General features: G+C 57.4%; 14 protein-coding genes and 5 pseudogenes. 4 read left to right on the top strand and 15 right to left on the bottom strand.

Features of this window, described 5'->3' with window-relative positions:
• Nucleotides 1-65: 65 nt before the first annotated feature.
• Nucleotides 66-1,619 (top strand): annotated as a pseudogene (locus VDP61_RS11485) (IS3 family transposase).
• Between the two features lie 41 nt (nucleotides 1,620-1,660).
• On the opposite strand, the gene VDP61_RS11490 reads toward VDP61_RS11485, so the two are convergent.
• The 3 genes and pseudogenes from VDP61_RS11490 to VDP61_RS11500 form a co-directional block, all read right to left on the bottom strand.
• Nucleotides 1,661-2,418, bottom strand: a protein-coding gene (locus VDP61_RS11490; RefSeq protein WP_323006441.1) for an IS5 family transposase whose coding sequence is annotated in 2 segments (ribosomal slippage) — nucleotides 1,661-2,082 and nucleotides 2,082-2,418 — 759 coding nt in all. Because the reading frame shifts where the segments join, the coding sequence is not laid out codon by codon here.
• Between the two features lie 626 nt (nucleotides 2,419-3,044).
• The gene (locus VDP61_RS11495; protein ID WP_416236541.1) at nucleotides 3,045-3,365 is read right to left on the bottom strand and encodes an SPASM domain-containing protein; all 321 of its coding nucleotides are present in this window, start codon (nucleotides 3,363-3,365) and stop codon (nucleotides 3,045-3,047) included.
• Nucleotides 3,366-3,482: 117 nt separating this feature from the next.
• A pseudogene (locus VDP61_RS11500) lies at nucleotides 3,483-4,082 on the bottom strand (phage tail tape measure protein); the annotation flags it as partial.
• 28 nt (nucleotides 4,083-4,110) lie between these two features.
• On the opposite strand from VDP61_RS11500, the gene VDP61_RS11505 reads away from it, so the two are divergent.
• Together VDP61_RS11505 and VDP61_RS11510 are read left to right on the top strand one after the other, a co-directional pair.
• Nucleotides 4,111-4,407 carry a type II toxin-antitoxin system RelE/ParE family toxin gene (locus VDP61_RS11505; protein ID WP_323007031.1) on the top strand — a complete coding sequence of 99 codons (297 nt, stop codon included), beginning with the start codon at nucleotides 4,111-4,113 and terminating at the stop codon, nucleotides 4,405-4,407.
• 11 nt (nucleotides 4,408-4,418) lie between these two features.
• Nucleotides 4,419-4,709, top strand: coding sequence for a HigA family addiction module antitoxin (locus tag VDP61_RS11510; RefSeq protein WP_323007032.1), 291 nt, complete (start codon nucleotides 4,419-4,421; stop codon nucleotides 4,707-4,709).
• Here the strand turns inward: VDP61_RS11510 and VDP61_RS11515 are convergent.
• From VDP61_RS11515 to VDP61_RS11565, 11 genes and pseudogenes are all read right to left on the bottom strand, one after another.
• Entirely contained in the window at nucleotides 4,680-4,895 is a 216-nt protein-coding gene (locus VDP61_RS11515) for a hypothetical protein (protein ID WP_323007033.1), read from the bottom strand. The genes VDP61_RS11510 and VDP61_RS11515 overlap by 30 nt on opposite strands.
• Before the next feature lie 125 nt (nucleotides 4,896-5,020).
• A complete protein-coding gene (locus VDP61_RS11520; RefSeq protein WP_323007034.1) occupies nucleotides 5,021-5,389 on the bottom strand; it encodes a hypothetical protein in 369 nt (122 codons plus the stop codon).
• 178 nt (nucleotides 5,390-5,567) lie between these two features.
• Nucleotides 5,568-6,997: pseudogene (locus tag VDP61_RS11525) on the bottom strand (IS3 family transposase).
• Between the two features lie 63 nt (nucleotides 6,998-7,060).
• Nucleotides 7,061-8,520, bottom strand: a pseudogene (gene istA / locus VDP61_RS11530) (IS21 family transposase); the annotation flags it as partial.
• Between the two features lie 159 nt (nucleotides 8,521-8,679).
• A pseudogene (locus VDP61_RS11535) lies at nucleotides 8,680-9,346 on the bottom strand (transposase); the annotation flags it as partial.
• Nucleotides 9,347-9,647: 301 nt separating this feature from the next.
• A complete protein-coding gene (locus tag VDP61_RS11540; protein ID WP_323007035.1) occupies nucleotides 9,648-10,349 on the bottom strand; it encodes an aspartate/glutamate racemase family protein in 702 nt (233 codons plus the stop codon).
• On the bottom strand, nucleotides 10,350-11,063 hold the full coding sequence (locus tag VDP61_RS11545; protein ID WP_416236542.1) for an ABC transporter ATP-binding protein: 714 nt from the start codon (nucleotides 11,061-11,063) through the stop codon (nucleotides 10,350-10,352).
• A gap of 12 nt (nucleotides 11,064-11,075) precedes the next feature.
• The gene (locus VDP61_RS11550; RefSeq protein WP_323007037.1) at nucleotides 11,076-11,858 is read right to left on the bottom strand and encodes an ABC transporter ATP-binding protein; all 783 of its coding nucleotides are present in this window, start codon (nucleotides 11,856-11,858) and stop codon (nucleotides 11,076-11,078) included.
• Nucleotides 11,855-12,823 carry a branched-chain amino acid ABC transporter permease gene (locus VDP61_RS11555; protein ID WP_323007038.1) on the bottom strand — a complete coding sequence of 323 codons (969 nt, stop codon included), beginning with the start codon at nucleotides 12,821-12,823 and terminating at the stop codon, nucleotides 11,855-11,857. Before VDP61_RS11555 ends, VDP61_RS11550 begins: the two co-directional genes overlap by 4 nt.
• Before the next feature lie 4 nt (nucleotides 12,824-12,827).
• A complete protein-coding gene (locus VDP61_RS11560) occupies nucleotides 12,828-13,697 on the bottom strand; it encodes a branched-chain amino acid ABC transporter permease (RefSeq protein WP_323007039.1) in 870 nt (289 codons plus the stop codon).
• 75 nt (nucleotides 13,698-13,772) lie between these two features.
• Nucleotides 13,773-14,960: an ABC transporter substrate-binding protein gene (locus VDP61_RS11565; protein WP_323007040.1), complete on the bottom strand. Its 1,188-nt coding sequence runs from the start codon at nucleotides 14,958-14,960 to the stop codon at nucleotides 13,773-13,775.
• Nucleotides 14,961-15,161: 201 nt separating this feature from the next.
• Here VDP61_RS11565 and VDP61_RS11570 point away from each other — a divergent pair, with 201 nt between their 5' ends.
• Nucleotides 15,162-15,881 carry a GntR family transcriptional regulator gene (locus VDP61_RS11570; RefSeq protein WP_323007041.1) on the top strand — a complete coding sequence of 240 codons (720 nt, stop codon included), beginning with the start codon at nucleotides 15,162-15,164 and terminating at the stop codon, nucleotides 15,879-15,881.
• 457 nt (nucleotides 15,882-16,338) lie between these two features.
• Here the strand turns inward: VDP61_RS11570 and VDP61_RS11575 are convergent, their stop codons facing one another.
• Nucleotides 16,339-17,856: a trimethylamine methyltransferase family protein gene (locus VDP61_RS11575; RefSeq protein ID WP_323007042.1), complete on the bottom strand. Its 1,518-nt coding sequence runs from the start codon at nucleotides 17,854-17,856 to the stop codon at nucleotides 16,339-16,341.
• Nucleotides 17,857-17,858 lie beyond the last annotated feature (2 nt).

Here is a 17,858-nt window from a genome sequence, read left to right on the forward strand (position 1 = left end):
GTCAGGCTAGTTGTCCGCTGCTCTACTTTTCTCTATTTTTCAGGTGGGCGGGATAGGACGATGACGTGGGATATTCGCAGGAACGCAAGACTGCGGTGCTGAAGCGGATGCTGCCTCCGAACAACATGGCCATTCGGCGCTTGTCGCAGGAGGAGGGGATTTCGGAGGCGACGCTGCACAAGTGGCGTGCTGAGGCGCGTGGCAAGGGCCAGCTTTTGCCCGATGCCGATGCCGGCCCTTCCGGTTGGGCATCGCGCGACAAGTTTGCGGCGGTGCTGGAGACGGCGGCGCTGAATGAGGCCGATCTGGCGGAGTATTGCCGCAAGCGCGGGCTGTTTCCCGAGCAAATCAAGGTATGGCGCGGGGCGTGCGAGCAGGCGAATGACTGGGACCGTACCAGCACGGCCAAGGTGAGCCAGGCGACGAAGGAAGAGAAGAAGCGGATCAAGGAGTTGGAGCGCGAGCTGGCCCGCAAGGACCGCGCCCTGGCCGAAACTGCGGCGCTTCTGGTGCTCAGAAAAAAGCTGGCGGCGATCTGGGGGGGCGACGAGGACGCATGATCAGCACCCCCACATCGCCAAACCGCCACGCTGCTGATCGAAGGGGCCGTCACCGCTGGCGCCCGCCGCGCCAAAGCCTGCGCTGAGGTGGAAATCAGCGAACGGACCTTGCGCCGCTGGACCAAAGGCGGTCAGGTTCACGCTGATCAACGTCCCTTGGTCCAACGGCCGGAGCCTCCTAACAAGCTCAGCGACGAGGAACGCGCCGCTGTTCTAAGCATCTGTAATTCTGCGGAATTTTCCAGCCTTCCACCCAGCCAGATCGTGCCGAAACTAGCCGATCAGGGGCACTATCTGGCCTCAGAATCCAGCTTCTACCGTATCCTGCGCGCAGATGGGCAACAGCATCATCGTAGTCGGTCCAAGTCGCCCGTCCGGCGCAAGCCTCCAACTAGTTACAAAGCCAGCGCACCCTGTCAGGTCTGGACCTGGGATATCACTTGGATGCCGGGGCCGGTCGCGGGCATGTTCTTCTACCTTTATCTGATCGTGGATATCTTCAGCCGCAAGATCGTGGGCTGGGAAGTCCATGAGCGCGAGGGTGCGGATCTTGCGGCGATGTTGGTGCAAAAGGCGGTCTGGTCGGAGGCCCGCATCGCGCGGCCCTTGGTGCTGCACGCCGACAATGGGAGCCCAATGAAAGGCGCTACGATGAAGGTGACGCTGGAAAAGCTGGGCATCATGGCGTCCTACAGTCGCCCGCGCGTCAGCAACGACAACCCCTTCTCCGAGGCGCTGTTCCGCACCTGCAAGTATCGCCCGGACTGGCCAACCAAGGGCTTCGCGACAAAAGCCGAGGCGCAGGCTTGGGTGAAATCCTTCACCAGCTGGTATAACGGGGAGCACCTTCACAGCGCCATCCGCTTCGTCACACCCAGCATGCGCCACGCAGGACAAGACCGCGATGCCCTCGCAAACCGGGCCTTGCTCTATGCAAATGCCCGCGCACAAAAGCCGGAACGGTGGTCAGGAAAAACCCGCAACTGGCAACCCGCCGGACCCGTCTGGCTGAACCCGGAACGCGATACCAGCGCCTCCGAAATCAGAGACGCCGCTTGAAATCGGCGGACAACTTGTTTGACAAACACCGCTGTTGAGATTCATCGAGAGTTGATGATAGCGGCGGCCAGATAGATTATTGAAGCGAAGCTCTGGTCTGTTTTACAGGCCCGCAGGGCTATACGTTTGAATTCCTTCAGTTTTTGAAAGTAGTTCTCAATCAGATGCCGCCATTTGTAACTATGGTTGTCGAACTCTGGCGGGAATTTTCGGTTGGATTTTGGCGGGATGACCGGAATAATTCCTGAAACACTCAGTGTTTCGCGCAGCCAGTTGGCGTCAAATGCGCGATCCGCAAGGAACATTTTGCAGGAAATACCCTCAATGATCTCCGCCGTTTCGCGCAGATCATGGACTTGCCCCGGCATCAGACGAAATGAAACCAGATTGCCGAGCGCATCAGTCAGGCCCAGAATTTTTGTGGTAATTCCACCGCGAGATCGCCCTATAGCCTGGCTTTGAGTCCCCCTTTTGCGCCCTGTCCGTGGCGGTGAACCTTGCAGATTGTGCCATCAATCATGACGCATTCCATGTCAGGATCACCCGACACGGCGTCAAATATCCGTTTGAAAACATCGGCTTTGACCCAATGTCGGAAGCGTTTGAAAATGGTGTTCCAGTTGCCAAATTCAGCTGGAAGATCACGCCACGGGGCACCGGTTCGGGCAATCCACAAAACCGCCTCCATGAAAACGCGACTGTCCCCACCCGTGCGACCGGGGTCACCTTTTTTGCCAAAACAATGCGGCTCCATCAAAGCCCACTGGGTATCGTTGATAACAAAACGCTCGCTCAACATCCAAACCTCCTTTTTTGAAGGAGTGAATCAGAAGTCAGCCAAATTGTGAATCCTGAATCTCAACAAGCCCTAAGAAAATAAAAAAATATTTCGCCAAGTCAAAATCGTACTCTAGAAGAGTAGGTATCAGCAAGAATCGTCCATCGCTAGACAACGGTGTATTCTCAAGCGCATAGCCTTGCTCGCGGAAAAAAAATAGGCAAATACCATGCTGTTAATGCTCACAAAGATCAGAGCAGCAACAACAGCCATTCTAATATTTTTGACGCCTCTCGTCCCCATACCAGAATCACCTTGTAAAGCCAAAATATAACATCTTTTTGAAGTATGGGGGGGCTGTCAAGTCCCTTTCGCGATCGGTGGGGTATTACTAACCGTGGAACACAACCCTCGGGCGTGTGTCGGCGCCGCGTAACAGGGCATTGTCTTAGCTTCCACCTTTGAGCCAACATGGCTCGATGTGGGGTCGAAAGCGTCTAGTCGACACCATCCTGTCTGTTTGCGGTCAGGACGTTTCACAATAGCTGTGTCAGCTTGGAGTGGGGTCAACCACGATCTTTCGCCTGCGCTGTTTGGCACGGTGAACATGGCCTTACCTCGGCCTGGAGCTGCGATTCAGATCCAGCTCAGTCAGCCGCTAATCCAACGACCGCCATCCCCGTCAAATGCCAGACCGCCGCCATCATGATCCCCACATTAAAGGCAAACTCATTGGCGCAGGACTGCGCAAAGAAGTCGCCCTCGAGGAACATGCAGGACCCTTTGCAGAGCTGGACAACCGGGCAGGACATGCATTCGGGCCGGAAAGCAAAATGCATCGCAGTGTTGATCGCGATGGCGTCGAAGTCATCGACATGACCAATCTTGTGCGCCCCCTTAGCACCGGTGTTCTGACAGGTCATAACATTGCCGCGCAGGTCGACCGCTATGGTATCTTCGCGGTCCATGCCGCATTTTTGGCCGAGGGCCTCGATGGGACGGCGGCGCTGGATGGAGGCGTAGAATTCGTCGATGCGCTCGCCTAGGCCGAAGGCGTTCGGATCTTCAACCAGGGCCTCGAAGATCGACCGGGTCAGACTGTTCAACCGCGTGGCGTCCGACGCCATGGCCTCGAGATAGAAGGTCATCTCCTGTTGGCTGACGCCTGCTTTTTCGAGTGAGGATACATAGAGCTGCAAAGCGTCGGCCCCCGAGAGCCGGGCGAACTGATCGGCGGTTACGCCCACGCGTGGGGCAGTGTTTTCGAAGAAGTCGGCCATAGGGCCGCCGCCCGTTTGCAGGAAGTCCCCCACCCGATCGTTCACGTCCTTCAGGATATCTGCGAGCTTTTCTTGTTCGATGCCCACTGTAGCCGACGCCGCCGACCAGCGTTGGAAGGCCTCAGGACTGGCATTGGCCACTTGGGAGAGCTGGCCGATCTCATTGGCTGCCGCAATAGTGGAGCGGGTCATTGAGGCGACGGCGGCGGCGAGAGCCGTGGCGGCAGCCGTTGCGGCAATCTTCGCCCGACACGCAAAACCCGCCATCCGCGCGTTCGCCAGTTCCATCTCGCGGCTCAGGCGGCCAAGACCACGCGCGCCGGCGTCGCCGACACCTTCCAGTTCCGCGCGCACCTGGCGTCCGCCGGTGGCCGACAGTCGGACGGAGACTTTCTTTTCAGCCATCGAAGTTCCTTGCAAGGCGTATCACGGCGTGATACATAGAATCATGATTGTCAGCACGCGTGGAAAGCTTGCCGCAGGAGCGGTCCAGGACCGTTTCGGAAAAGGCTTCCCGGCTGACTTGGTCAAACGAACGCGCGCTATGCTTTCAGCTTTGGACGCAGCAGTTGTATTGGAAGATTTGCGGTTTCCGCCGGGCAACCATTTGGAAGCCTTGAGCGGTGACCGTGTTGGACAACATTCGGTGCGCATCAACGGACAATGGTGCATCTGTTTCATCTGGACAGATATTGGCCCCTCAGAGGTCGAGATTCTGGACTATCATTAGGAGGGCCTGACATGAGCCTCATGACCAATCCATCCCATCCCGGCGAAGTGCTTGCCGAACTTTATCTCCAGCCAATGGATATGAGCGCGATTGCATTGGCGTCGCGGTTGGACGTGCCGCGCACCCGCGTTGAACGGCTTCTAAAGGGCCAGACCGCCATCACAGTTGATACGGCGATGCGTCTAGCCCGCTTTTTTTCAACCACCCCCGAATACTGGATGAACTTGCAGCGCGCCTGGGATCTGGCCCGCGCCCGAGAGACGACCGACGTCTCAAGCATCAAACCCCTCGAGGCCGCCTGAACCAGATTGCGCGGCCAACTTGCGCACCATCATGGCCTCAATGGGCGGCAGAAGTTCTGCGATGACGAGGGGTGACAAGCCCAAGGCGACACCCAGTTGCAAGGCCGCTCCCATATCCCAGCCGATAACGGCACCGCCGCTCATGCCGCCAGTGATGCGCATTTGCCCGCCAAGGCGCTGGACCAAATCCCAGACCTGCCAGCCCTCAAAGGTCGTTGGTGCATTCTGCTGTCTTGGACATTCTGGGCAAATGGAGGGACAGGCCGCGCAATAGTCACCGCCCCCGCCGAAGTCCCAATCGGCGAGAGCGGTCAGACGTTTTTTTCCGCGTCCAGGACAAGGGCGCCTGCGATGTAACGCGTCTGGAAGGCCTCGAAGATTGGCCAGATATCCAACAGGGCATCTATGCCGTCGGATGTCACCGAAAGCGGTTTGCCCTCTGCATCGCCAACGCCTTCCCAGGCTTTCACGACAATGCGCGCAACCGCCTTTGCCACGACAAGGGCAAGATCATCGTTTGAGAGAGTACCCTCGCTCTCAGCAGCCTGTGTGGCGACCAAGATTGTGGGATCGTTACGCGCAGCCAGCATAACGGCGGTCGTCAGAGGCTCGACAAACAGGCGAACACCGTGGCCGAGATCAAGCCATTGCGGCTCATTGGATAGGTTCAGGCGCAGCATTAATAGGTTCCTCTGTCATTGGTGAGCGTGACGGTGCACATGCGCCCCAGGCCTGCGTCGCTGGCCGCTTGCCAATCGAAGGTCGCCTGCACGCCTTGGGGTCCTGAGATTTCGATCCGAGGCCGAGGCAGATAAACTGAACCGCCCCGGTTTTACCGGAGGGTGATTTGTTCAACGACTAGGCGACCATATCGAGTGTGTTCAGGTTTGCATAGAAGGCCTCCTCTGCTTCTGCGGGCGGGATGTATCCGATGGGGCCGAGAAGGCGGCGGTTGTTATACCAGTCGACCTGTTAGCCGGTAGTCGATGCTTGCATCGACGTAAGGCCATTTCAGTGTTTCCCATTCGACTTCGCGCATCGATTTCCATGGCCCGATTTGGTTGATAACTTCCGTTTTGAACAAGCCGATGACGCACTCAGCCAGCGCATTATCATAGGCGTCGCCCACGGTTCCGACCGAGAGATCGATGTCGGCTTCAGCCAACCGCTCGGTATACTTTATCGACAGGTATTGCGACCCGCGGTCAGAGTGGTGAACCAAATCCTTGTTATCAGGCGTTTTTCTTTGCCATATTGCCTGCTCAAGTGCATCAAGAACAAATTGGGTCTTCATGGATGTCGAGGTGCGCCAGCTGTTACCCGAAAGGGATTTGCGTGCAAATCACGCAGGGCTACGATCCGCCTTGCGAAAACGTCGATGACAAACGCCACGTAAACTGTGCCAGACCATGTGGGCACATAAGTGAAGTCGCTCGCCATTGTTCTTGAACCAATGGCGTACAATTGCTCGCCCTACAGCTTGTTTGGCCGATCCGCCTTGAACAAGCGGTTCACCTTATCGTCTGGGCACGGCTGTGACGTGTCTGGCTGGGTCGTGATGACCTTTTTGCCCCCCACCACCCCTCTGATACCTAAGTTGCGCATCAAACGCTCAACGGTGCAGCGGGCGACATCTTCACCTTCCCGCCGCAAGACATGCCAAATCTTCCGCGCGCCATAGAGCTTGCGGTTGGCATCCCAGGCAGCGTCGATCTTGACGCTCAGGGCAGCATCGGACTTTGCCCGGGGCGATGCTCGCTCCGGATCACGTAAGATTGCGCGCCGGTCATAATAGGTGGAAGGGGCAAACTGCGTTCGCCGGTTCTCTCGAACCGGTGGCGTTCACCGGCTCACCCTGCAGATTGGCTCGACCCCGAGAGATTCACAGCTTTCCTCAATGAAAGCAATCATTTGCGAAACGGGCGGTCGAGCTCCCGCTGCCCGGCAGCGGTTTGACTTCAAACCGCGAGAGGGGCCTGGGCAAAATACGCTGATGCCTTACGCAAAATCTCATTGGCCTGCCGGAGTTCGCGGTTCTCGCGCTCCAACTCCTTAATGCGCGCCTTCTCTTCACTCGTCGGCCCCGGTCGTTCGCCGCCGTCGCGCTGGACCTGGCGGGCCCAAACGCGAAGGCTATCCGGCGAACAACCCAATTTGCCTGCAATCGCCGTCAGCGACGCAGCTTCGCTTTGATATTCATCGCGGTGTTCCATAAGCAGCCGAACCGCACGCTCGCGGAACTCAGGTGAATACGGCTTCGAGGTCTTCTGCTTTTGTGTCTGTTCCATAACGGGCAATTCTCCGAGAGTTTTGCCCTCCGGTAAACCCGGGCGGTTCACATCGCCGTTAGGCTCCCGATCTACGCCGGGCTGTCGTAGCATCTTCGCCTGCAGCAAGCGGAAGGGGTCGGGCATCTCAAGGAAGGGCGCACCATTGCGCAGCGCCCCTGGTTTGCGCTGAACGACCGCCAGATAATGCCGCCAATCATAGATGATGCGCCCAGGCTGACGATGGGATCGTTCAATGATCCGCTCATGCGTGCAGATCACATGCCCCTCGGCGACGTCACGCCAAAGGCGTGCTTCCAGCACGACGACCAACCGGTCGGGGTAAATGCGCAGGCTCACCGGCCGGTTCGCAAAGCTGGCGGGCACGGAATAGCGGTTGCGATCAAAGGTGATCAGGCCCCCTCTCGCGCATGCAAGCATGCGCTGCCGGGCAGCGGGTCGGTGAGACGCGCTTTCTCTCTTCGACAAAGCCATCAACATCGTGGGCAGGGGCATCAGGGCAGACCTCTCGGCCTCCCAAACGTCAGCAATGCTGCCAGGCAGTGCGCCATGTGCCGTCTCCGCCCACAGCAGCTTGCAACGATCTTCCAGCCATTCATTCAGTGCGAGCCAAGGTCTGGGAAGACAGGAGCGACCTGCCATAGGCGATGTCGGGCATCACGCACGCTCTTCTCAACCTGACCGCCGCCATTGGGCTTGAACCAATGGCGCACCAATGGCTTGCCCCAGCCCGCCGCCGGATTGCAGAACTCGGGATCGAAGACGTAGTGGCTGGTCCCTCCCGGCAGCATGCTGTGCATGCGCCTGCCGGGCAATGCATGGCCAGGAACCGCGCATTCACATCACGCTGTTTGCCGACGCCAACCCGGTCGACCGCGGTCTTCATGTTATCATAGATGCCACGCCCAGGGACGCCTTCGAAGACGCGGAATGCATGCCAGTGGGCATCAAACAGCATCCATTGCCCGGCAGTGCATTTCTGCAGGAAATGTCACGAGAGGGTCATGCGTTTGCAACAGATAGGCCCGCACCAAAAATGCCCGGCTGTGCGACAGCTTGATATGCGCGACCTGCAGCTTGATACGCTCGCCGCCGACATAGGCCCAGTCCTCGCTCCAATCGAACTGGAAAGCCTCGCCCGGCGCGAACACCAGCGGCACGAAAGTCCCACGATCTGTCGTGTGATGCGCACGCTGCCGGTCACCCTTCCATTCCCGCACAAAGGCCGCAACACGTTCGTAGGAACCGTCATATCCAAGCTTTACAAGATCGGCATGCATCAGCTTCGCCGTTCGGCGTTCCTTGCGTGATTTGCGCTGATCAGTCGTCAGCCACGCAGTAAGATGCTTAGCATAAGGGTCCAGCTTGCTGGGGCGATCTGGCACCTGAAATGCAGGTTCAACAATCCCCTCCCGCAGATACTTCTTGATCGTGTTGCGAGATACGCCCGTCCGCCGCGCGATCTCGCGAATAGGCATCTTATCCCGCAGTGCCCATTTCCGAATTACCCTCAAAAATCCCATGTCTATCACTCCATGCGCCCCCAGCTGATTCAAGCCGGGGCAAGGTTACACATGGGTCAATTCTCAATGACAATTTCTGCTGGTGCCGGGTCAGTTCTCAATGACAATCAACAGCATGGTTTTTTCCCGATTGCCCCGTGACACTTAACACTGGCCCTGCAGATCGCCGCCAAGATCCTTTTTTATCAATTCACTCGCTGTCTTGAGCAGGTCATGCTCAATCTGGAGTTCGCGGATGCAGCACTGCAGGGCTTCACGCTGACGTTCCAATTCTTCGATCTCTGGATCCAAGGGCGCCCTTTTCTTGCGTTTCATTGTGGCAGGAGCCTCCGGATCAAGGAACTGGGCCAAGGAGCTGGTTTTTCCAAGCATACAGCGTCGGCCTGCTAACTCCGACCTTTTTTGCCAAAGCCTGCGCACTTTCTTGACGACTATAAAGCCCAACCACAGCAGCTTTCTTCACGGCGTCAGAGTGATTTCCTGCTCCATATGCGACCGTGGAAACTGTCCCCGTCTCAGGAAAGGCCTCGCGCACCCAAGCAGTCAGCGTGGCCCGGCCAGGATAGCCCAAGGCACGCAGCGTCCATGAAATGCAGCACCCTTGGCTGGCATAATGCTCTACCGCCACCCGCCTTTGTGCCGTCGAGAATTTAGGCGGGCGCGGCACTGAACATATCGGCAAATCCTGCCGACGCTCATATTCTCGATGCCAACCCTTCAGGGCGTTCTTCGTTGCATACCCCAACTCACGGATGGTCGCCCGCAAGCGCTTGCCGAGCTTGATATAAAGCTCAACCGCGCGCATTCGTTCTTCGTAGCTACCCAGCGACCGCTTACCATTCATCGTCGCACCCGGCTTTAACGTCTTGGCAATGATCAGCGCCTTGACCTCGTCGGGCCAACGCCGCTGCCCATTCCCTCGTATCTCTATGCCATAATCCCTGAGAAACTCACCCGTAGTTGCCATCGCGAACCCCCCGCAGCAATCTTTGTCAGGTGCGGCATCGCAGGTCAGACTACAGGCTGGAAGGTGGGGGCAGGCGCCGCTTACCAGACTCATCGCTATTTCCTTCATTATAGCATGAGCAGGTTTTCACTGGGTCGATACAGACCCAGCACAGCGATGATCACATCGCCTTATGTGCAGGCGGTGGGCTGTACCCCCCTGTCCGAGAGGTAAGGAGCCCCAATTTGACCATGGCCTCGGCCAAGCCAACGGCGCAGGTCACCCCGTCAAGCACCGGCAAACCATGTTCTTTTGCCAAGGACTCGGCCAGATCGGCCATGCCGGCGCAGCCCAGCACGATCGCCTCGGCGCGATCTTCTGTCACGGCGCGGCCAATTTCGGCGCTGATGCGGTTGCAGGCGTCCGAGCCAGGATGCTCCAGCTCCAGCACCGCCACTTCGGATGACCGCACCCGGGCACAGCGCGCGATCAGGCCGTAGCGGTGCAGGTTATGTTCCAATGCCGGAACTGATCGTGCGAGGGTTGTGACCACCGAAAACTTGTTCGAGATCATTGAGGCCATGTGATAGGCGGCCTCACCGATCCCCAGTACCGGCTTGTCCGTCAGGCAGCGCGCGGCATCAAGACCGGTGTCGTCAAAGCAGGCGATGACCACTGCATCAAAGTCGGGGGTGGTTCGGATCACCTCCAACATCCCCGCCAGCGACATGGCCTCATCATAGAAACCCTCGATCGAGGCAGGGCCATTGGCTGAGTTCACGGCGATGATCTCGGTCCCCGCTGAGGCAACGCGCCGCGCCGCCGCGCCAATTTTTTCGGTCATCGAGGCCGTCGTATTGGGGTTCACAACCAGAATACGCATTTACATATCCCCCCCAAGATAGGCGGCCTTGATCCGGTCATCGTTCATCAACTCTTTGGAATTGCCGGTCAAAACCACCGATCCGGTCGACATGGCATAGGCCCGGCTGGAGATTGACAGCGCCATGCGGCTGTTTTGTTCCACCAGCAGCACGGTCACGTTTTCATCGCGGCTGATCGCCACAATGGCGCGGGCGATATCTTGCACCAGCTTGGGGGCGATGCCCAAAGACGGCTCATCCAGCAGCAGCAGCTTGGGTTTGGCCATCAGCGCGCGGCCAATCACCATCATTTGCTGCTCACCGCCCGAAAGGGTGCTGGCCTGCTGGCTGTAGCGTTCTTTCAGACGGGGAAAGCGGGTCAGGATGCTGTCAAGCGTTCTGGCGATATCGGCCTTGTCGGTGCGGGTAAACGCCCCCATCAAAAGGTTGTCCTTGACCGACATGAAGGGGAAAACCCTGCGGCCTTCGGGCACCATGGCGATGCCTTTTTTGACGATATCGGCTGCCGGGGTGCCATCCAGCCGTTCGCCCATGAAGGTGATGGACCCGCTCTTGATTTTGCGCAACCCGGTAATGGCCCGCAAAATAGACGATTTCCCGGCCCCGTTTGCCCCGATCAGCGCCACGGTTTCGCCCTGTTGCAGGTTCAGCGACACGCCTTTCAGCGCGTAGACATGGTCGTAATACAGCTCGACCTCTTTGAAGTTCAACATCTCGGTCATGGCCTACATTCCTATCGCTGCATCTTCGGAGCCGAGATAGGCCTCGATCACCTTCGGGTTGGCCTGAATTTCGGCCGGCGTGCCTTCGGCGATCTTTTCGCCAAAGTTGATCACCACGATACGGTCCGAGATTTTCATCACGGCAGGCATGTCATGTTCCACCAACATCACGGTCACGCCGCGCTCATCGCGCAAACGGCGCACTTGCGTCACCATTTTCATGGTTTCGTCATGGTTCATCCCGGCAAAGGGTTCATCCAGCAGCAAGACTTTTGGATTTGTCGCAAGCCCGATGGCCATGCCCAAGGCGCGCAGATGCCCCTGTGGCAGGTTTGATGCCAGCTCATGCCGGATCGCCTGAAGGCCAAGGAAGTCGATGATATCATCGGCGGATTTGCCAAACTCTGCCTCATCCGCGCGGGCCTGTTTGCTGCCGATGAAAAAGCCGAACAGCGATGCCTTGGACCGCAGGTGATGCGCTACAACGATGTTTTCACGCACCGTCATGGATTTGAAGATCGTGGTTTCCTGAAAAGTACGCACCACCCCCATCCGCGCCACGGTATGCGGGGCAAGGTTGCTGATCCGTTTGCCGCGAAACAACACCTCACCGCTGGTGGTATGCACAAAGGATGCAATCTGCTTGAACAGCGTTGATTTCCCGGCGCCATTCGGGCCGATCACCGATAGAATATCACCTTCATTCACATCAAAGCTGATGTCGTTATTGGCGGTCAGGCCGCCATAGCGTTTGGTGACGCCTTTGATTTGCAGAATGGGGCTCATTTTCCACCGCCTTTCTTGTCAAACAGGCTCAGCACGCCGTTCGGCAGCACCAGCATCAGCGCGATCATGGCGCTGGAGTAGATCAAAAGCTGGTATTCCTTGGCAACCGACAACAGGTCCCAGCCAAAGTAGAGCAGGAAGGTGCCCACCATTGGCCCGGTTACAAACCCCAGCCCCCCGACAAAACAATACAGCATGAAGTTGACGCTATCGGCCACGGCAAAGGACGACGGATAGATGGATTGTGAAATCGCCACAAACACCGCCCCCGCCAACCCGCCGAAAAACGATGATATCGCATAGGTCAGCACACGCAGATAGGCCGTGTTGACGCCGATGGACGAGGCCAGCTCCTCATTTTGTTGCAAGCTGCGGCATAGATGGCCAAACCTTGAATTCACGATCCGCCACAGCGCCGCATAAGACAGCACCATCAAACTCACCGCCAACAGGTAAAACCCCAACTTTGGGTTGGCCATGGTTGCAAAATCGGGGATGATGGTGATGCCAAATATCGACAAGGTGCCGGGCAGCGGAATGGATGTGATGCCTTTGGCCCCGTTGGTGATGGGCAGCGCCAGCGCGGTAAGGCGCATCACCTCGGTCAAGACCAGGGTGATCATAGCAAAATAAACCCCGCGCAGCCGCAAGATCGGCAGGCCGATCAGCACCGAGGTTGCGGCACAAAACAGCCCGGCCAAGGGCAGCGTCAGCCAAAACGACACGCCGAATTTTGTCATCAACACGGCTGATACATAGCCACCCATCAGGGCATAAGCCCCCTGACCGATATTGATCCGCCCGATGTAGAATGTCAGCCAAACCCCGGCAGAGGCGATCGACAAAAGCGCTACCGAAGTCAATGTGTAATACAGGTCCCAGCGCCCGCTGACGGCGATGAACACCGGCACCAGCACAAAGACCGCGATCAGAAAGGCCGCAAGGCCCAAGGTTGTTTTGTTCATGATTTCAACCCCAGGGCTTGCCCATCAACCCTTGCGGGCGGAAGGCGAGGAACACCATCAGCGATGCAAAGATGACAAGATATGTGATGTCGCCATAAACGGCCAAGACGGTAAGCCCTACGCTTTCCATCATGCCTAGAATGAACCCGCCGGCGATGGCCCCGGAAATGACCCCGGCCCCGCCGATCATGATCATCATGAATGCCTTGATCGAGGTTGGCCCGCCCATCCCAAGGTTAATTCCGGTGATCGTGACCAAAAGCCCGCCAACCAAACCGGCCAGCAACGCCCCCAGCGCAAAGCCCACCATCGAATACCGATCCACATCAACGCCCATCAACTGCGCCGCCATGCGGTCTTGTGCCAGGGCCCGCATGGCGCGGCCCGTCTTGGAATATTGCATGAAGGCGATAAAGCTTGCGATGATCGCAATCGCCAGAACCCCGATCAGGATACGGTCATAGGGCATGATCAGGCGGAAATCCCAGTTGAACACCCCATCCACGATTTTCGGCACGCCGCGCTGCTTTTCGCCAAACAGCAACAAGATCACCGCATCCAGAAAGAACGCGATCCCGGCGGCCAGCAACATCGTGCTTTCATCGCGTTTGGATTTTCGGATCACCGGGCGGAACAGGAATTTCTCTATCAAGGCCCCCATCACGGCCAGAATGATCGCCGAGGCGAACAGACCAACGATGAAAGGAAAACCCCATTGCGCAACAACGGTATAGGTTACAAAGCCGCCAAAGACATACATCTGTCCATGCGCAAAGTTCAGCACATTCATCAGTGAGAAGATCAGGGTCAGCCCCAGCGCAATCAATGCGTATTGGGCGCCAAGATACAACCCGTTTGCAAGGATCTGTTCCATCCAGGGCTCTCCGGTTTGTTGGGAAAAGGGGGCCACCGTTCCGGGCGGCCCCAAGCTAACGCCAGGGAGGAAGCGTCAGTCGACTTGTGCGACGAAAAGCGTCTCGAAAGCACCGTCTTTGTAGGTGTTCACCACCAAAGGCACCGAAACCTGACGCTTTTGGCCGAATGAGGCGGTTCCAACATATTTCAGCTTGGCGTCGCCCACCATATAGGGGTTTGCGGCCTCGAATGTGTCCATGGTTTTCTTGAACTCATCAATGTTGTCGATCGCGGCCGGATCGGCGGCCAGCGTGGCAAGGATATATTCCAACGCATAGACCTTGGTGTTCGATTCGTCGTTATATTCGCCGAACATCTTGGTATAGCGTTCAACGAATTCGCGCATCGCGTCCGAGGCCAGTTCAGGTGTCGAGGCGCCGCCAACAGAAATAAAGCCATTCGCCAGATCGCCCGCGCCTTCTTGCAGCACCGCGGCATCTTGCGCCGTTTCGGTCGAAATCAACCCGGTATAGCCTAACTCGCGCGCCGAACGGATCAGTTGCGGTGCGTTTGCCGGCGACACACCCGACAGCACCAGCAGATCCGGCATCGTCTTGATCACCGGCAGCAAAACCGGGGTGAAATCGGTGGTATCAACCTGATAAGTCACCGAATCCGATACCACCTCCAGCCCAAGGGTCTTGGCGGCCTCTACACCACCATCGCGCTGTGACAGCGGGTCGGATTCGTTGGCCGCGACAAAGGCGACTTTTTTGATTCCATTGTTTTCCATCAGGTATTTATAGATCGCGGGGCCGGATTGATAGTTTGCAACCATGCCCAAAATGGCATTCGATGCAGGGGCGACATAAAGCGATTTCGGAAAGGCATAGGGGAAATACATGATGTTGTTCTGCTCGGCCACCGGGCGAACGGCGGCGGCACCATCATCGACATTGGGGCCAACGACGTAATGAATACCCGCTTGCGCCATTTGCTCCATGCCGGCAATCGCGCGTTTGGGGTCTTTCTGGTCGTCGAACGATACGATTTCAATATCGTACTTTGTGCCGCCGATGTCATAGCCGCCGATCTCATTGATCCAGGCGGCGCGGGTTTCCATCGACCGCTGGTTCGAGGTGCCCCAGGCCGCAGCCGGGCCCGAAGTAACGCCGACGAAACCGATTTTCAGAACCGGGTTTTCGGCAAAGGCGGTGCCAAACATGGCAAGGCTTGCAACGGCGGCAAGCGCGGTGGTTTTCAACAATGAACGGCGAAGCATATGGCGAACTCCCTATGAGTCAAAAGGGTTGGAATCTCTGCCCCACTTGGCTGGGGCTCCTTGCGCACCCTGATCTGACAATACTGTTAACAATCCTGTCAACATAAATTTAGGTAATTATTAACAAAACTGCCGCTTGCTGCTGCAACAATTGCTAACTATCTTAGCCGGAATGCTCACAATCAGAACGGTTTACCTTAGATGCCGGCCACGCCCAACCAGATCCAAGAAATCGTTTCCGGCGACGAGGTGGCGGAAGAAGACATCGTGGAACGTATTTTCAACGCGGTTGTCGAGCAGAGATTGCCCCCAGGCACAAAGCTATCCGAATCGGCGCTTTGCGAGGCCTTTGGCGTGGGCCGTATGCGCATTCGCCGGGCGTTGCTGCTGCTGTCGAGCCGCGAAGTGGTGGAACTCCATGCAAATCGCGGGGCCTATGTTGCCTCGCCCACCGCCAAACAGGCCCGCGAGGTGTTCGAAGCACGGTTGACGATGGAACCGACAATCGCGCGCCTGGCGGTCGAACGCGCGACCGAGGCCGAAATCGTCAACCTCTCGGCGCATCTTGAAAGGGAACACGCTGCCCATCACCATGAAAGCCGCAATGAAGCCATCCGCCTTTCAGGCCAATTTCACATTCTGCTGGCGCAAATTGCATCGAATGCGGTGATGCTGCGGATGATGAAAGAACTCGTCACGCGCACGTCGCTGATTATCGGCATTTTCGGGGCGCCTAGCGTTACCAACTGCCGCGATGATGACCACGAAGCCATCCTTCATGCGTTCAAGGCGCGCGATGGACAGGCCGCTGCCAATCTGATGGCCGAGCACCTGCGGGTGATCGAAGAGAGTCTCGACCTTGGCAACAGAAATAGTGGTGCTGTTGATTTGGTAAGCCTTTTTTCAAAGAAACCTGCCTAGACGGCCATGCAAGGCTGTTGCGTTTGGTGGCATGAGGCGACCAAACTTTGTTGCGGGCTGCGGCTAGCCGCGCTTTGGTTACTACAGGCAGGGGGCTGTCAGGGCAAAACCAGCAGGGCGGTTTCTTAGCGTGGTCGGATGACAAAACCCAGCCCGAAGGCCATTATAAGTGAATGGCTCATCCAACATCCTCGCAAGGGTGATGAATCAGAAAAAAGCGCCCGTGGAAATTCGCAATGATTCAATCGGAAATGGTAACGCTGTATCGCCGCTTCCCAAGTAAAAACCACGCCTGCACTGGTGATCCGGGCGTTGGACATGGCTTTGGCCTTACAACAGCAGCGGCTTGGCGGGCCTTGGAAAAGGCGCACAGTCGTGTAAGGCCCTCTTTGAAGTCAGCGGATCGGCTTGTCATGCGGGCAACCGTTTGCACATGGACACCAACTGCCTGGTCGTATCACTCCTGATATTCGAGCCTCTTTCTTGCCACGAATTCTGCAAGCGCAGCAGCCTGATCACCTGGCATCGGGGGCTGTACATAATTGTCCAGAATGCGCGCGGCCTCAATCCGGCCGATTTCGTCGGCGGTTTTGGCCCCGTCTTCGAACCATTGTTCAAAGCTGTCATTGTTTTGCAGCGGGTTGATCTGCATCGGATTCTCGCGGGTGTGATCCGTGCCGAGGAAGTGCCCGCCCGGGCCGATCTGCGCCACATCCCCCAAAAGCGCATCAAGGTTTTCTTCTTTCAGTCCTGAAAAGAAGCGGTGGTAATTTTCCAACTGGCGCGCGTCCTGCGCCCATTTGGAATAGCTTACGGCAAGGGCCCCTTCCAAAAAGCCCGCAGAATGAACGATGAAATTGCAACCGGCCAGCAGCACCGGCCACATGCTGTTTGCGCTGTCGAAACCTGCTTGCAGATCAGGGGATTTAGAGCCGGTCCACATCGTACAGGAGCGCCACGGCAGTTTGTAATGCCGCGCCATTTGCCCGACCAGCAGGTTCATCAAGCCCGGCTCGGGTGAACCCATCATCGGTGCGCCGGTTTTCATCGACACCCCCATGATTGCGACACCCAGCACCATCGGGCAGCCTCGGCGGATAATCTGGGAATAGGCGATGCCTGCCAGCAATTCCGCAATCAGCAGGGTCACGCCGCCTAGTGGGCTGGCCGGCGCACTGGCCCCCGCCAGAACAAAGGGCGTCAGCAGGCACGGCTGGTTGGCGGCTGCATAAACGCGCAGCGATTCCAGCATCGTCTCGTCCCAGACCAATGGTGTGTTGCAGTTCAATAAAGAGGTCAGAACCACGTTTTGATCGACGAAATCCTCGCCAAAGACAATGCGCACCATGGCCAATGTGTCACGTGCGGCGGTCTGGTCAAGGACCGAACCCATAATCGGTTTGTCGGTCAATATCAGGGCCGATGAGACCAGATCCAGATGGCGCTGGGGGACCGGGATATCCTGCGGCTCCACGGGCAGGATGCCGGGGACATGCATGGCCTGGCTCATCTGCGCCATCTTGAAAAAATTATGCGCGTCGGCCAGTTGCGACGGGCGCCGCACACCGTCCAGCCCGTAAACAAATGGTGCGCCATAAGCGTTGGCAAAAATCGAATTGCGCCCGCCCACATCAATCGTGTGGCGTGGGTTGCGGGCATGCATCCGGTAACTGGGCGGCACGGTTGAGATTAAATCCATCAGCATGTCACGGCCGATGCGCACGCGGCTGCCCTCTACCTGCGCACCTGCCCGTTTCCAATCTGCCAAGGCGATTGCGTCGCGAAATTCAATCCCTGTCGTTTCAAGAATCGTCATCGCCGCGTTATGGATGCGGTCAACCCCGTCTTGGTCCAGCAAGTCTATCGGGCCAACATGCCGATCAAGCGTTGGCAGATAGATTGGTGCCGGATTGGTGCGGGCCAGTACCCGCGCGTTCCGACCGCTGCGGGCGCCTGCTGTTTTGATCTCGTTCATCG

The organism is Pseudorhodobacter sp., from assembly GCF_034675685.1.
Classification (GTDB): Bacteria; Pseudomonadota; Alphaproteobacteria; order Rhodobacterales; family Rhodobacteraceae; genus Pseudorhodobacter.